We start from the raw sequence: 15,763 nt of genomic DNA on the forward strand, positions 1-15,763 counted from the left end.
GATTATTGGTCCTCCGCCGCAGCGGCGGCCGGGTTTTCAGCCGGCAGTTCGGTGTTGTTATCACCCAGCATGATGTGGTCAAGGATCTGGCGCATGATGGTCCCTACTGCAGGCCCGGCACCGCCGTTCTCCAGAATCATTGCCACCGCGACCTGCGGGTTGTCATAAGGGGCAAACGCCGTCATCAGCTTATGGTCACGCAGACGTTCGGCAATGCGGTGCGCGTTATAGGTTTCGTTGGCTTTCAGACCAAATACCTGCGCAGTACCGGACTTCGCCGCCACTTTGTACGGCGTCCCGGCGAAATACTTATGTGCGGTACCGTTCGGGCGGTTTGCCACGCCGTACATACCGTCTTTCGCGATTTCCCAGAAGCCGGAATGAATGTCACCCACCGGGGCTTCGTGCGGCTGGTTCCACGGCACTTTTTTGCCGTCTTCAACCGTACTCTGCAGCAGATGCGGCACTTTCACCACGCCGTCATTGATGAGGATCATCATGGCTTTGTTCATCTGAAGCGGCGTTGCCGTCCAGTAGCCCTGACCGATACCCACCGGAATGGTGTCGCCCTGATACCACGGCTTTTTAAAGCGCTTCAGCTTCCATTCGCGCGTCGGCATGTTGCCGGAGCGTTCTTCCGCAAGGTCAACGCCGGTGTAGTGTCCGTAGCCGAATTTGCTCATCCACTCTGACAGGCGGTCGATCCCCATGTCATACGCCACCTGATAGAAGAAGGTATCCGCAGACTCCTCCAGCGATTTGGTGACGTTCAGATGACCGTGGCCCCATTTTTTCCAGTCGCGATAGCGCTTATCTGAACCCGGCAGCTGCCACCAGCCCGGGTCAAACAGGCTGGTATTGCGGTTGATGACACCAGCACTCAGAGCAGAGACCGCCACGTACGGTTTAACCGTTGATGCCGGTGGGTAAACCCCTTGCGTCGCGCGGTTCACCAGCGGCGTGTTGGGGTCATTCAGCAGACCGGAGTAGTCTTTACTGGAAATGCCGTCAACAAACAGGTTCGGGTCATAGCTTGGCATTGACACCATCGCCAGGATGCCGCCGGTTCGAGGATCGGTGACCACAACGGCTGCACGGCTGCCCGCCAGCAGGGTTTCAATATACTGCTGCAGCTTAAGGTCGAGGGTCAGATAGACGTCATGCCCCGCCTGCGGCGGTACCTCTTTAAGCTGGCGAATCACGCGGCCACGGTTGTTAACCTCAACTTCTTCATAGCCGGTTTGCCCGTGCAGGACATCTTCGTAGTAGCGTTCAATGCCCAGCTTACCGATATCATGCGTTGCGGCGTAGTTCGCCAGCTTGCCGTCTTTATCGAGGCGGTCGACGTCTTTGTCGTTAATCTTGGAGACGTAGCCAATCACATGCGTCAGCGCGGAGCCGTAGGGGTAGTAGCGACGTTTGTAACCTTTTACTTCCACGCCGGGGAAACGGTACTGGTTCACCGCAAAGCGGGCCACCTGGACTTCCGTCAGGTTGGTTTTAACCGGGATGGAGGTGAATCGGTGTGAGCGGGCGCGCTCTTTTTTAAAGGCGGCGATATCGTCGTCGTTAAGGTCAACAACGCTTTTTAGCGCTTCCAGCGTATCCTGAACATTATCGACTTTTTCCGGCATCATCTCGATTTGATAGATGGTGCGGTTTAACGCCAGCGGGGTGCCGTTACGATCGTAAATAATGCCGCGGCTGGGTGCGATAGGCACCAGCTTGATACGGTTTTCGTTGGAACGCGTCTGGTAATCGGTAAAGCGGACAATTTGCAGATTATAAAGGTTGGCGATCAGCACGCCGGTAAGCAGCAAAATCCCGGTGAAGGCGACCAGCGCCCGGCGCACAAACAGCGCGGACTCAGCCGTATAGTCGCGAAAAGAATTCTGTAGTTTCATCCGCTGCTTAATCTACCCTGGTCAGTCATTACTCGCGGTGATAGGGGTGGTTGGTAGTAATGCTCCACGCGCGATACAGGCTTTCTGCCACCAGTACCCGAACGAGCGGGTGGGGAAGCGTCAGCGCGGAGAGGGACCAACTTTGTTCTGCTGCCGCTTTGCAGGCAGGGGATAACCCTTCAGGCCCGCCAATCAACAGACTGACGTCACGACCATCCTGCTTCCAGCGCTCCAGTTCGTGCGCCAGCTGCGGCGTATCCCAGGGTTTTCCTGGAATATCGAGGGTGACGATGCGGTTCTTGCCTGCGGCAGCCAGCATCAGTTCGCCCTCTTTATCGAGAATACGTTTGATATCGGCGTTCTTGCCGCGCTTACCGGAGGGAATTTCCACCAGTTCGAACGGCATGTCTTTTGGAAAACGGCGCAGATATTCAGTAAAACCGGTTTGTACCCAGTCCGGCATTTTGGTGCCGACGGCGACCAGCTGCAACTTCACGCATTAACCCCAGAGTTTTTCCAGTTCATACAGGCGACGGCTCTCGTCCTGCATGACGTGGACAATCACATCGCCGAGATCGACAACCACCCAGTCAGCCGTCGCTTCACCTTCAACACCCAGCGGTAACAGCCCTGCTGCACGTGATTCCTGAACCACGTGATCGGCAATCGAAACAACATGACGCGTGGACGTACCGGTGCAGATAATCATGCAGTCGGTAATACTGGATTTACCCTTCACGTCAATCGCGATGATGTCCTGACCTTTCAGGTCATCAATTTTGTCAATAACAAAATCCTGGAGTGCTTTACCCTGCAAGTTTTCCCCCTGGGGTGAATGAGATTGTAAAACTTTGAATTCGTAGCCAGGCAGTATACCTGAACTCATGCCTGTGTCGGGACAAATGTCTCCGGCCGGGCTTTTGAAGGCGGGTATCATCCCACCCTCCGCCTGAGATTGCATCGCCATTTTTGTAAAACAATTTCTGTAAAGCAATGACTGGCGGGAAAGTCTGGCAGCGGAGAATAACAGTATGGCTTACCCTGTCAAGGCAGGATAAACAATAAGCCGCTTTTTATGCCTTCCCGCTATTCATCTGCGCTTTTCTGATACAAACCGTGCGTATGGATATAGGCCAGCACCGGTGCGGGGAGCAGATCGTCACATGCTAAACCCTGCTGTAAACGCTCGCGAATGAGGGTCGCAGAGATATCGAACCACGGCGTTTCCGCCAGATAAATCTTCCCGGCAGGCTGATTGTGGAGATCTTCAACATTGGCGGTGAGATGATCTTCCAGCCACTGCTGGTACTGCGCTTCGCGCATGGTCAGCGGATAGCCAGGACGGCGGCAGACGAGCAGATGGCTGTTCTCCAGAATGGTTTCATATTTATGCCATGTGGGGAAGTTCAGCAGGGAATCCTGACCGATGATAAAAGCCAGCGGCTGGTCTGGCCCCTGTTCTGCGCGCCACTCCTGGAGCGTCTGCGAGGTCCATGAGGGTGTGTCGCGACGCAGTTCACGCTCGTCAAGCCGGAAGAGCGGCTTATCTGCGATGGCCAGGGCAAGCATCTCTTTTCGCTGCTCGCTGGTCGCCTCGGGCTGTGGACGGTGGGGCGGGACATTATTGGGCATGATGGTAACGCGCTGAAGGCCGATCAGATTCGCCAGAATTTCAACCGGCTTCAGATGCCCGTAGTGTACCGGGTCGAAGGTGCCGCCATACAGGGCCTGTAAAGAATGCATACTATCCATCAATAAAAACGTCTGCCAGCGCCTTGTGGCAGAGCAGCAGAGAAAGGCTTTCCAGCTCCGCCCAGACCGACTGGCCGTAATCTTGCTTGAGCGTAAGCTCGGCGCGCATCAGAAGCTGTACCGCCTGGCGAAGCTGTTCATGACTCAGGCGGTTGATGGCCTCGGTGGTCAAAGCCCGGCGATTTTGCCACACCCGGTGTTTATCAAACAGCGAACGCAAAGGCGTATGGGCAGACTGACGCTTGAGCGTAATCAGCAGCAGTAATTCGCGCTGCAGGGTTCGCAGCAGAATAACCGGTTCGCTGCCTTCGAGGCGCAGCTGCTGCAGAATATGCAGGGCGCGTTTACTTTTTGCCGACAGCAGCGCGTCCACCCAGTGGAACGGCGTGAAGTGCGCCGCGTCGTTAACGGCCTGCTCGACGCGCGGCAAGGTCAGCTTGCCGTCCGGCCAGAGCAGGGAGAGTCTGTCAAGCGCCTGCGCCAGGGCCAGCAGGTTACCTTCATAGCAGTAGCAGAGCAGCTGATTTGCCGCGTCATCCAGCTGAAGGTTGTGCTGTTTCGCTCTCGCGGCGACCCATTTAGGCAGATGTGCCTGCTCAGGCGTCTGACAGGTGACCAGCACCGCGTGGGTCGCGAGTTGGGTAAACCAGGCCGCGTTTTCCTGCGCTTTGGTCAGCTTGTTGCCACGCACAATAAGGAGCAGATCGCTGTGTAAGAGGCTGACCAGCGTTGCGAGCTGCTCGTTTATCGCCGCGTTAGGGCCGTTCTCCGGCAGCAGGATCTGAATTGTCTGGCGCGATGCGAACAGGCTCATCGCCTGACAGAGCGAGAAGAGGGCGTTCCAGTCGGTGTTGTTATCCAACTGGACGGTGTGATGTTCATCAAAACCCTGCGCGGCGGCGGCATGCCGCACGGCATCCAGGCTTTCCTGAAGCAATAACGGATCGTTTCCAAGAAGCAGATACGCCGCGCGCAGCCCTTCATTGAGCTGCGCGCGGAGTTGTTCAGGATACAGCCTGATCATCATTTACCCAGAGAGTTAGCAGCAGGAAGCGTGCCATCAACCGGTTTATCAACAATGTCAGATCCTTGTTTGGTTGACGCTGCAATACTTGGCAGTTTACGGATCAGCTGTTCCGCCGCCTTGTCGTACATTTCGTTGATGATAATCTGCTGTTCGGCATCTTTTGCCAGCGCCGTCTGCGGGTTATCGAAGAACGAACGGTACACTTTCGTGCTGATCGGATAGATGTCTTTACCCGGGATCAGAACTGCCGCGTTGACCGTCAACACCATTTGATACTCTGCGGTACGGCCATCCTGGAAGATTGACGCGGTATCTCTCGACAGACCACTTCCTGTCACACGCAGGGACGGTACATCCTGACGCAGGGTCTGTTTCTCAACAAGCTCAACGCCGTTGAGGCGCAGCTGATTGCGAATTGCCCGGCTGAGTGGACCATTCGGATCCCCGGAATCAAAGATCATGGTTTTCATCTGAGCAGGCACCGCCGTGGTATTGCGCAGGTGCCAGCCACAGCCAGCGGTGACAAGCACCGCCAGTGATAAGAGTATTGTTGCCAGTTGTCGCACGTTTCCTCCCGCGCTTAGCCAACGACCAGATTCAGCAGTTTACCCGGTACGTAGATCACTTTACGTACGGTAACGCCCTCAAGATATTTAGCGACCAGTGGTTCCTGGCCCGCGCGCTCGCGAACCTGTTCTTCGGTTGCATCGACCGCCACGGTAATTTTACCGCGGACTTTGCCGTTCACCTGGACTACGACCAGCGTGGTGTTTTCCACCATCGCGGCTTCGTCAGCCTGCGGCCACGGCGCGTTGTCGATATCGCCTTCGCCTTTCAGCTCCTGCCACAGGGTAAAGCTAACGTGCGGCGTGAACGGGTTCAGCATGCGAACGACGGCTAGCAGTGCTTCACGCATTAAGGCACGATCCTGCTCGCCGTCCTGCGGAGCTTTCGCCAGCTTGTTCATCAGTTCCATAATAGCCGCAATTGCGGTATTGAAGGTCTGACGACGACCAATATCATCAGTCACTTTCGCAATCGTTTTATGAACATCACGACGCAGCGCCTGCTGATCTTCAGTCAGGGCGGCGGCGTTCAGCGCCGGGGCATCGCCCAGTGAGGTGTGCTCGTAAACCAGTTTCCAGACGCGTTTCAGGAAGCGGTTTGCGCCTTCTACGCCAGACTCCTGCCACTCCAGCGTCATGTCTGCCGGAGATGCAAACATCATGAACAGACGCACGGTATCCGCACCGTATCGCTCAACCATCACCTGCGGGTCGATACCGTTGTTTTTCGACTTAGACATTTTGCTCATGCCGGTGTAGACCAGCTCATGACCTTCGGCGTCTTTGGCCTTCACAATACGGCCCTTCTCGTCGCGTTCAACGATCGCGTCAACCGGAGACACCCAGTTACGCTCGCCGTTTGCACCGACGTAATAGAAGGCATCCGCCAGCACCATGCCCTGGCACAGCAGCTGTTTTGCAGGTTCGTCAGAGTTCACCATGCCCGCATCGCGCATCAGCTTGTGGAAGAAGCGGAAGTAGAGCAGGTGCATGATGGCGTGTTCGATACCACCGATGTAGATATCTACCGGCAGCCAGTAGTTCGCCGCGTTGGAATCCAGCATGCCGTCCTGATACTGCGGGCAGGTGTAGCGTGCATAGTACCAGGATGACTCCATAAAGGTGTCAAAGGTGTCGGTTTCGCGCAGCGCAGGCTGGCCGTTGACGGTGGTTTTAGCCCACTCAGGATCGGCTTTGATCGGGCTGGTGATGCCGTCCATGACGACGTCTTCCGGCAGGATCACCGGCAGCTGATCTTCTGGCGTTGGCATCACGGTGCCATCTTCCAGCGTCACCATCGGAATTGGCGCACCCCAGTAACGCTGACGGGAAACACCCCAGTCGCGCAGACGGAAGTTAACTTTACGCTCGCCCACGCCAAGGGAGGCCAGCTTGTCGGCGATGGCGTTGAAGCCCTCTTCGAAGCTCAGACCGCTGAACTCGCCGGAATTGAACAAGGTCCCTTTTTCGGTCAGCGCGTGTTCGGACAGGTCTGGTTCAGAACCGTCAGCCGCCAGGATAACTGGCTTGATGGTCAGGCCATATTTGGTGGCAAATTCGTAGTCGCGCTGGTCGTGACCCGGAACGGCCATCACGGCGCCCGTGCCGTATTCCATCAGTACGAAGTTGGCGGCCCAGACAGGGATCGCTTCGCCCGTCAGCGGGTGAATGGCTTTAAAGCCGGTATCAACGCCTTTTTTCTCCATCGTTGCCATATCGGCTTCGGCCACTTTGGTGTTGCGGCATTCGTCGATGAAGGTAGCCAGTTCCGGATTGTTTTCTGCCGCTTTCTGCGCCAGCGGGTGACCTGCGGCCACGGCCAGGTAGGTCGCGCCCATGAAGGTGTCCGGACGGGTGGTGTAGACGGTCAGAGTCTGGTCGTAGTTCTCAACGTTGAAGGTGATTTCCACGCCTTCGGAACGGCCGATCCAGTTGCGCTGCATGGTCTTAACGGTATCTGGCCAGTGGTCCAGATTATCCAGATCGTTCAGCAGCTCATCAGCATAAGCGGTGATTTTGATAAACCACTGCGGGATCTCTTTACGCTCTACTTTGGTGTCACAGCGCCAGCAGCAGCCATCGATAACCTGTTCGTTCGCGAGAACGGTCTGGTCATTCGGGCACCAGTTAACGGCAGAGGTCTTCTTATACACCAGGCCTTTTTTGTACAGCTCGGTGAAGAATTTCTGTTCCCAGCGGTAGTATTCCGGCGTACATGTTGCCAGCTCGCGGCTCCAGTCATAGCCGAAGCCCAGCATTTTGAGCTGGTTTTTCATGTACGCGATGTTGTCATACGTCCACGGTGCCGGCGCCGTATTATTTTTTACCGCCGCGCCTTCCGCAGGCAGACCGAACGCATCCCAACCGATGGGTTGCAGAACGTTTTTACCCAGCATGCGCTGGTAACGCGCAATCACATCACCGATGGTGTAGTTACGCACGTGGCCCATGTGTAGTCGACCAGAAGGATAGGGAAGCATCGACAGGCAGTAATACTTCTCTTTGCTCTCGTCTTCGGTTACTTCAAAGGTGCGCTTCTCGTCCCAGTGTTGCTGGACTTTTGATTCTATCTCTTCCGGGCGGTATTGCTCTTGCATGGCAGCCAGTGGTCCTGTTTTCAATACAGCTACAAATGTAGCCAATGGATGTGGTAATTCAGATCCGCATAGCATAGCCCAAACGCCCGCGTCAAAACAGCCTTTCGCACAAATGCGCTTTGCAGGAATTTACCGGGTCTGTGCTTCACCTGACAAAGCGGCGATGAAATAAGGTCTATTATTAGAAATAGTTACTTACCCGGGAGGCAAAATGATGAACAAGGTTGCTCAATTTTACCGCGAACTGGTGGCGACACTGACGGAACGGCTGCGTAACGGCGAGCGCGATATCGATGCGCTGGTGGAGCAGGCGCGTGCCCGCGTGTCGCAAACGGGTGAGTTAACGCGAACCGAAGTGGAAGAGGTGACGCGTGCCGTGCGTCGCGATCTGGAAGAGTTCGCGCGCAGCTACCAGGAGAGCCAGGAGGAGGTCACGGACAGCGTTTTCATGCGGGTGATCAAAGAGAGCCTGTGGCAGGAGCTGGCCGATATCACGGATAAAACGCAGCTGGAGTGGCGTGAAGTCTTTCAGGATTTGAACCACCACGGTGTGTACCACAGCGGTGAGGTGGTCGGGCTGGGAAATCTGGTGTGCGAGAATTGCCACCACCATATTGCGGTGTATACGCCGGAGGTTCTGTCGCTGTGTCCGAAATGCGGCCACGATCAGTTCCAGCGTCGGCCGTTTGAGCCCTAGGTAAAAGCGCAGGTTTGCGCCCTCTCCCGTGGGAGAGGGCCGGGGTGAGGGCATCAGGCCGCACTACGCACTATAGTAAGCCAGCCTCTCCGCCAGCAAATCCACAAACGCCTCACGGTCAATATCCACCATCACCGTGGTATTCGGCTTATTTCCCGTCAGCGAGTAGTAGTCCACCACCGTCATCCCCTGGGTGTATTTCCCCTGAGTTTCGACGCCAACCCACCTGTGGACGGTGGTAAACATCTCCGGCTTTAATAGCCAGGCAATGGTGCATGGATCGTGCAGCGGCGCGCCGTGGAATCCCCATTTCTCGGCTTTGTGATACTCCATAAAGAAGTCGAGCAGCTCAGCCACGGTTGTCGCGACCGGATTACCAACTGAGCGGAAGCGTTCAATGTCGTCAGCCATAATCTGCGCGCGATGGGTCACGTCCAGCCCTGCCATCACGACGGGCAAACCGGACTGGAAGACGATCTCCGCCGCTTCCGGGTCGACAAAAATGTTGAATTCTGCGGACGGCGTCCAGTTTCCCAGACCCATGGCCCCGCCCATGATGACGATACGGGCGATTTTGCTGTGCAGTTCAGGGTGGCTGTTCAGCAGCAGCGCGACGTTGGTTTGCGGTCCGGTAGCCACCAGCGTCACGGGTTCCGCGCTCTCGCGTAGCACCTTCGCCATCAGCTCCACGGCGGTGCAGTTTTGCGGCGTGAAGCCCGGCTCAGGCAGCGCCGGACCGTCCAGCCCGCTTTCACCATGCACGTTATCCGCGATAATTAATTCACGCATCAGGGGCTTGAGGGCGCCACCGACGACGGGAATATCGGTGCGCCCGAGCAGCGTCAGCATGCGCAAAACGTTACGCAGGGTTTTATCCGGCGTCTGGTTTCCGGCGGAAGAGGTGACGGCTTTGACGTCGAGTTCAGGGGAGGCAAGTGCAAGAACGAGCGCGATCGCGTCATCATGACCCGGATCGCAATCGAAAATGATGGGTTGTGCCATAGCGTTCTCCATTCATAGCGTTATTTTGTGACAAGGTTAACGCTGCAATGTGACGCAGAATAGATAAAGACAGCTAAAGCGTGAAGCAGTGCGCAATCCGCAGATTGCGCACCAAGAAGATTAGTGCAGGATTTTGGCGAGGAAATCTTTCGCACGTTCGGATTTCGGGTTGGCGAAGAACTCCTCTTTCGGGGAATCTTCGACAATTTTCCCTTCGTCCATAAAGATTACGCGGTTGGCCACCTTACGGGCGAAGCCCATTTCGTGGGTCACCACCATCATGGTCATCCCTTCGTGCGCCAGTTCGACCATCACGTCCAGCACTTCGTTGATCATCTCCGGATCGAGCGCCGACGTTGGTTCATCAAACAGCATGGCAACCGGATCCATACACAGCGCGCGGGCGATCGCCACACGCTGCTGTTGGCCGCCGGAAAGCTGCGCCGGGAACTTATCGGCATGCGCAGAGAGGCCAACGCGTTCCAGGAGCTTCAGGCCTTTCTCACGCGACGCTTTTTTATCACGCTTGAGCACTTTCACCTGGGCCAGCGTCAGGTTCTCAATAATGGAGAGGTGAGGGAACAGCTCAAAATGCTGGAACACCATACCAACGTGAGAACGAAGCTGGGCAAGATTGGTTTTCTTGTCGTTGACTTTGGTACCGTTGACGACGATCTCGCCCTGCTGGACCGGCTCCAGACCATTGACGGTTTTGATCAGCGTCGATTTACCGGAACCGGACGGTCCGCACACCACTACCACGTCGCCTTTTTTCACTTCGGTGGAGCAGTCGGTCAGCACCTGAAAGTGCCCATACCATTTAGAAACATTTTTCAGGGAAATCATTGTACCGTCCTTTTCTTCAGCCAGCTGACCAACAGCGACGCGCTTAAACTAATCACAAAATAGACCGCACCCGCAAAGAGCACCATCTCAACCTGCGTTCCATCACGCTCACCGATGGTTGACGCGGTACGGAAGAAGTCTGCCAGGCTCAGCACGTAGACCAGAGAGGTATCCTGGAACAGCACGATACCCTGGGTCAGCAGGAGCGGAACCATGGCGCGAAACGCCTGCGGCAGAATAATGAGCTGCATGGACTGCCAGTGCGTCATCCCCAGCGCCAGCGCGGCGCTGGATTGCCCGCGGGAGATACTCTGAATGCCCGCACGGATAATCTCCGAGTAGTAAGCGGCCTCAAACATCGAGAACGCCACCATCGCCGAGATCAGACGGATATCGGTTTTCGGCGACAGCCCCAGCACGTTTTGCAGGAAGCCGGGCACGATCAGGTAAAACCACAGCAGCACCATTACCAGCGGGATGGAGCGGAACACGTTAACGTAGGCGGTCGCGAACCAGGCGAGCGGCTTAAAGCTCGACAGGCGCATGACGGCCAGCAGGGTGCCCCAGACGATACCGACAATAATGGCAATGACGGTGATTTTTAAGGTAATCATCAGTCCATCAAGCAAATAAGGCATGGATGGAACGATAGAACTCCAGTCAAATTCGTACATTATTTGCCCCCCATGTTGCCCGGCAGGCGAATTTTGCGTTCAACCAGGTTCATCACCAGCATGATGAAAGCGTTAATCAGAACGTAGGCGAGCGTGATCGCGGTGAAGGATTCCCACGCGTGAGCGGAGTAATCCAGCAGCTTGCCCGCCTGTGCAGCCATATCGACCAGGCCGATGGTTGAGGCGATGGCCGAGTTTTTCACCAGGTTCATCATCTCGGAGGTCATCGGTGGAACGATGACGCGGTAGGCGTTAGGCAGCAGCACGTAGCGGTAGGTTTGTGGCAGGGTTAATCCCATCGCCAGACCCGCATTTTTTTGTCCACGGGGTAATGACTGAATGGCGGCACGCACCTGCTCGCAAACGCGCGCAGCGGTAAACAGCCCCAGACACATCATGGAGGAGACAAAGAACTGCACATTCGGATCCAGTTCCGACTTGAACCACATGCCAATATTTTCCGGCAGCAGTTCCGGGATAACCAGATACCAGGTAAAGAATTGCACGATCAGCGGAACGTTACGGAACAGTTCCACATAGAGGGTGCCAAGCGTTGAAAGAAAACGGTTAGGGACGGTGCGCAGAATACCGAACAGAGAACCGACAAGAAACGCGATGATCCACGCCGTTATCGATAATGCCACGGTGACCTGAAAGCCGCTCCACAGCCAGCCAAGATAGGTGGTGTTGCCGAACGGGGCTTGTTGCAGAAATATGCCCCAGTTCCAGTCGATTGACATAATAAACTCCAGAAAAAAAAGGGTAGCAGCGCTACCCTCGAAGATTGGTGAGAAGCTCATTTTTCGCGCTGAGTGGGGAACGACCACTCAACGTATAGTCTGTCCATGCTTCCCGACAATCGAGAGGGCAGGAGATCCCGCCCCTGTTGTTCTAATTAGTTAAGAGCCTTGTCATTTGGAGATTTGAACAGCGCTTTCATGTCGTCAGACAGTTCAAAATTCATGTTCAGGTTTTTAGGTGGAATCGGGTTCTTGAACCATTTGTCGAACCATTTTTCCGCTTCGCCGGAGGTCTGCACCTGAGCGATGGTGTCATCGATCAGCTTTTTGAACTGCGGATCGTCTTTACGCAGCATACAGCCGTAGGCTTCTTTCGACTGCGCGGTGCCGACGATATCCCAGTTGTCAGGTTTCTTCGCTTTCGCACGCTCGCCCGCCAGCAGGGCATCATCCATCATAAACGCGACGGCACGGCCGCTTTCCAGGGTACGGAAGGAGTCGCCATGGTCTTTCGCGCTGATGATGCGCATATCCATTTTCTTCTCGTCGTTCAGCTTGTGCAGCAGCACTTCAGACGTGGTACCGGAGGTGACAACGACCGCTTTGCCTTTCAGGTCAGCGAAGTCTTTAATCTCACCGCCTTTCTTCGTCAGCAGGCGGGTGCCTACAACAAAGATGGTGTCAGAGAAGGCTGCCTGTTTCTGACGCTCGAGGTTGTTGGTGGTGGAGCCACACTCGAAATCAAAGGTGCCGTTTTGCAGCAGTGGAATACGGTTCTGTGAAGTGATTGGGATCAGCTTCACCTGCAGGTCAGGTTTGTTCAGCTTTTTCTTCACGGCTTCAACGATAGCGTTGGAGTAATCCTGTGAATAGCCCACGACTTTTTGCGTGTTGTCGTAGTAAGAGAACGGGACAGAAGATTCACGGTGGCCGACCACGATGACGCCGTTTTTGGCAATCTTGTCGAGAGTGCTGCCTGCTGCTGGCGCATCTTCAGCGTGAACCACGCCTGCAGACATTCCCATAACCAGCATTGCTGTGGCCAGTTTACGTAATTGCATACCCAACTCCTTTCTTATCAGCGCCAGAGACGCATTGATACCCATTGTGATGTTGTTATATCTCGCGCAATGCGAGTGCAGTGTTATGCAAGCTTGTTAACATTTAGTCTGGCTTAATGTAAAGATTTTGCTGCGTTATTGTTTATTTTTGCGAAGCGCGCCGCACCATTCAGAGGCAAATATCTCCCGTTGCACCGTTTCGGTGCTACCGATGATCTACGCTGGTGCGACAAAGTTGCACGTTAAGCCAAACTGCGTTTACCTGAATAAACAAAGCAATAGGCGTGCCAGAATTGGAGTCTGGAAGGAATTGTCGGGTGGCGGCTGCGCCTTACACGACTTACGGGAACGGAAATGTTGAATGTAGGCCGGGTAAGGCGTAGCCGCCACCCGGCAACAGAAGGGAAGGTTATTTACGACGCTGGCGCAGGCTCATCAGCACCGCGCCAAAGCCGAACAGCGCGGTCAGGATCCACAGCGGCCAGTTGCCGGTACGGGCGTATGGCGTCAGCCCCGTGGTCGGGGTGACGTGAGTGGTCAGTACCTCACGGGTGAACTGTGGGATCATGGCCTGGATTTCACCCTGCGGACCAATCACGGCGGTGATACCGTTGTTGGTGCTGCGCAGTAACGGACGCGCCAGCTCCAGGGAGCGCATGCGTGCCATCTGGAAGTGCTGCCACGGGCCGATTGACTTACCAAACCAGGCATCGTTAGAGATGGTCAGCAGATAGTCCGTATCCGGGCGGAAGTTATCGCGCACCTGCTCGCCGAGAATGATTTCGTAGCAGATGGCCGCCGTCAGGGCAACGCCGTGCGCGTGCAACTGAGGCTGAACGTACGGGCCGCGGCTAAAGGAGGACATCGGCAGATCGAAGAACGGGGCCAGCGGGCGCAGAATCGACTCCAGCGGCACAAATTCACCAAACGGCACCAGGTGGTTCTTGTTGTACCGGTCAGTGGAGTGGTAGCTGTATTCGCTGTCTTTGCCGAGCGTAATGATGGTGTTGTAAGTGTCGTAGCGGTTCTGCTGATTCAGACGCGCATCGACAATCCCGGTGATCAGCGTGCTGCCACGCGAGAGCAGCAGGTCGTTCATCATGTTGAGGAACGGCTGCTGGTTGATCTCCAGATCGGGAATGGCAGACTCCGGCCAGATAATCAGCTGCGATTTACCCATCACCTCTTCGGTGGCGTTAGCGTAGATCTTCAGCGTATTCAACAGCTCTTTCTCGTCCCACTTCATGGACTGCGGGATGTTCCCCTGAACCATGGAAACCTGCATAGCGCGTGCGGGCTCAGGCGTGAACCACTGGATATAGCGCAGCGGGAAGGGAAGAGCGAACAGCACCAGCGCCACAGCCAGCGGCTTCCAGCCACGCGTGACCAGCGCCAGGACCAACAGGCCGCTGACCACCATGAGCAGGAAGTTAATGGCCTCAACGCCCATGACCGGCGCCAGGCCTTTGAGCGGGCCGTCAATCTGACTGTAGCCGAACTGCAGCCACGGGAAGCCGGTCAGCACCCAGCCGCGCAGGAATTCCGTGATTTGCCAGACCACCGGTGCGGCAATCGCGACGCGCAGCCAGCTGGTTTTGGGCCACAGGCGAGAAAGGATGCCGGCGAACAGGCCAGTATAGAGCGAGAGATAGGCGGCGAGCAGTACCACCAGGAAGACGTTTACCGGGCCCGGCATACCGCCAAACTGGGCGATGCTGACGTAGACCCAGTTAATACCTGAGCCAAACAGCCCCAGTCCCCAGAAGTAGCCGATAGCGGCAGCCTGTACCGGACGACGGTTCAGGGTCAGACCCTGAAGCCCCATCAGGGAGAGTATGGCCGCAGGCCAGATGTCGTAAGGAGAAAAAGCCAGCGTACCGCTGGCTCCGAGTAACAGCGCCAGCAGCAAACGGACGCGCTGGCGTTCAAGCAATGGGGCAAATGCCATTTACATTAATCTTCCAGTTTTGGCACCGGTGAGTCGTCCGGCGTTCTGACATGAACCTGTATAATACGTCGGCTGTCGGCCATGGCTACTTTGAACTGGTAACCGTCGATGTCAACGGTCTCACCGCGCGCCGGGAGATGGCCAAAGGCCTGCATCACCAGCCCGCCAATGGTATCGACCTCTTCGTCGCTGAAGTGGGTCCCGAAGGCGTCGTTGAAGTCCTCAATGGAGGCCAGCGCGCGCACGGTCCAGGTGTGGCGGCTGAGCTGACGGAAGTCGATATCCTCTTCTTCGTCGTACTCATCTTCGATTTCGCCCACGATCAGCTCAAGGATATCCTCGATCGTGACCAGACCGGAGACGCCACCAAATTCATCAATAACAATCGCCATGTGGTAACGCTGAGAGCGAAACTCTTTCAGCATCCGATCCACACGTTTACTTTCCGGCACAACCACGGCCTGGCGTAACACTTTTTCCATGCTGAAGGCTTCGGCATCGCTGCGCATAAACGGCAGCAGATCTTTCGCCATCAAAATCCCTTCGATGTGATCTTTATCTTCGCTGATAACCGGGAAACGCGAGTGGGCGGATTCGATGATCACATCAAGGCACTCGTCCAGGGTCTGGTTACGTTTCAGGGTGATCATCTGCGAGCGGGGGATCATGATATCGCGAACGCGCTGGTCGGCGATGTCCATAACCCCTTCGAGCATTTCGCGCGTATCTTCGTCGATAAGGTCGTTCTGCCCGGAATCACGAATCAGCTCCAGCAGTTCATCACGGTTTTTGGGTTCGCCGTGGAAAAGCTGGTTCAGAATGAGGGAGAAGAATCCCTTTTTACTGGTTGTCGTGTCGCTACTGTGTGAATTGTCGTCGCTCATGGCGTTTGTTAAGGGTTCTCTTGTTAGTTCAACGTTTACCGCCACGCGATATCCTTTCGTGGCGG

At 55.7% G+C, this 15,763-nt stretch carries 15 protein-coding genes; 1 reads left to right on the forward strand and 14 read right to left on the reverse strand.

All coding sequences use genetic code 11. The annotated features are described in order from the left end of the window. Positions 1-2 precede the first annotated feature (2 nt). The 7 genes from mrdA to leuS all read right to left on the reverse strand — a co-directional run bounded on the left by mrdA (position 3) and on the right by leuS (position 7,846). Positions 3-1,904 carry a peptidoglycan DD-transpeptidase MrdA gene (mrdA, locus tag ABFV38_RS06030; RefSeq protein ID WP_008501038.1) on the reverse strand — a complete coding sequence of 634 codons (1,902 nt, stop codon included), beginning with the start codon at positions 1,902-1,904 and terminating at the stop codon, positions 3-5. Between the two features lie 28 nt (positions 1,905-1,932). Continuing rightward, positions 1,933-2,400 carry a 23S rRNA (pseudouridine(1915)-N(3))-methyltransferase RlmH gene (gene rlmH / locus ABFV38_RS06035; RefSeq protein ID WP_348958834.1) on the reverse strand — a complete coding sequence of 156 codons (468 nt, stop codon included), beginning with the start codon at positions 2,398-2,400 and terminating at the stop codon, positions 1,933-1,935. Between the two features lie 3 nt (positions 2,401-2,403). Further along, on the reverse strand, positions 2,404-2,721 hold the full coding sequence (gene rsfS / locus ABFV38_RS06040; RefSeq protein ID WP_023334893.1) for a ribosome silencing factor: 318 nt from the start codon (positions 2,719-2,721) through the stop codon (positions 2,404-2,406). 269 nt (positions 2,722-2,990) lie between these two features. Further along, complete coding sequence (gene nadD, locus ABFV38_RS06045) at positions 2,991-3,656, reverse strand: nicotinate-nucleotide adenylyltransferase (protein ID WP_025912714.1); 666 nt, start codon at positions 3,654-3,656, stop codon at positions 2,991-2,993. Continuing rightward, entirely contained in the window at positions 3,649-4,680 is a 1,032-nt protein-coding gene (holA, locus tag ABFV38_RS06050; RefSeq protein ID WP_048026955.1) for a DNA polymerase III subunit delta, read from the reverse strand. Before holA ends, nadD begins: the two co-directional genes overlap by 8 nt. Continuing rightward, a complete protein-coding gene (gene lptE / locus ABFV38_RS06055) occupies positions 4,680-5,249 on the reverse strand; it encodes an LPS assembly lipoprotein LptE (RefSeq protein ID WP_008501042.1) in 570 nt (189 codons plus the stop codon). The genes holA and lptE overlap by 1 nt, the downstream gene beginning before the upstream one ends. A 14-nt stretch (positions 5,250-5,263) precedes the next feature. Next, positions 5,264-7,846 (reverse strand): leucine--tRNA ligase, encoded by a 2,583-nt coding sequence (leuS, locus tag ABFV38_RS06060; protein ID WP_045909589.1) that lies wholly within the window; start codon positions 7,844-7,846, stop codon positions 5,264-5,266. A gap of 214 nt (positions 7,847-8,060) precedes the next feature. Here leuS and ABFV38_RS06065 point away from each other — a divergent pair, with 214 nt between their 5' ends. After that, complete coding sequence (locus ABFV38_RS06065) at positions 8,061-8,543, forward strand: zinc ribbon-containing protein (RefSeq protein ID WP_023617134.1); 483 nt, start codon at positions 8,061-8,063, stop codon at positions 8,541-8,543. 63 nt (positions 8,544-8,606) lie between these two features. Here ABFV38_RS06065 and rihA read toward each other — a convergent pair whose 3' ends face one another. From rihA to corC, 7 genes are all read right to left on the reverse strand, one after another. Further along, positions 8,607-9,545 carry a pyrimidine-specific ribonucleoside hydrolase RihA gene (gene rihA / locus ABFV38_RS06070; protein ID WP_348958835.1) on the reverse strand — a complete coding sequence of 313 codons (939 nt, stop codon included), beginning with the start codon at positions 9,543-9,545 and terminating at the stop codon, positions 8,607-8,609. A 120-nt stretch (positions 9,546-9,665) separates the two neighbouring features. Beyond that, on the reverse strand, positions 9,666-10,391 hold the full coding sequence (locus tag ABFV38_RS06075) for an amino acid ABC transporter ATP-binding protein (RefSeq protein WP_014883001.1): 726 nt from the start codon (positions 10,389-10,391) through the stop codon (positions 9,666-9,668). Further along, on the reverse strand, positions 10,388-11,065 hold the full coding sequence (gltK, locus tag ABFV38_RS06080) for a glutamate/aspartate ABC transporter permease GltK (protein WP_008501047.1): 678 nt from the start codon (positions 11,063-11,065) through the stop codon (positions 10,388-10,390). Before gltK ends, ABFV38_RS06075 begins: the two co-directional genes overlap by 4 nt. After that, positions 11,065-11,805 (reverse strand): glutamate/aspartate ABC transporter permease GltJ, encoded by a 741-nt coding sequence (gene gltJ / locus ABFV38_RS06085; protein ID WP_008501048.1) that lies wholly within the window; start codon positions 11,803-11,805, stop codon positions 11,065-11,067. The genes gltK and gltJ overlap by 1 nt, the downstream gene beginning before the upstream one ends. Positions 11,806-11,960: 155 nt before the next feature. After that, positions 11,961-12,866: an amino acid ABC transporter substrate-binding protein gene (locus ABFV38_RS06090; RefSeq protein WP_008501049.1), complete on the reverse strand. Its 906-nt coding sequence runs from the start codon at positions 12,864-12,866 to the stop codon at positions 11,961-11,963. Between the two features lie 409 nt (positions 12,867-13,275). Continuing rightward, positions 13,276-14,814, reverse strand: a complete 1,539-nt coding sequence (gene lnt / locus ABFV38_RS06095; protein WP_167212176.1) for an apolipoprotein N-acyltransferase — start codon at positions 14,812-14,814, stop codon at positions 13,276-13,278. A gap of 5 nt (positions 14,815-14,819) precedes the next feature. After that, positions 14,820-15,698: a CNNM family magnesium/cobalt transport protein CorC gene (gene corC / locus ABFV38_RS06100; protein WP_021242574.1), complete on the reverse strand. Its 879-nt coding sequence runs from the start codon at positions 15,696-15,698 to the stop codon at positions 14,820-14,822. Positions 15,699-15,763: the final 65 nt, after the last annotated feature.

This window comes from Enterobacter cloacae complex sp. Mu1197 (genome assembly GCF_040059225.1).
In the GTDB taxonomy this organism is placed as follows: Bacteria; Pseudomonadota; Gammaproteobacteria; order Enterobacterales; family Enterobacteriaceae; genus Enterobacter; species Enterobacter quasiroggenkampii.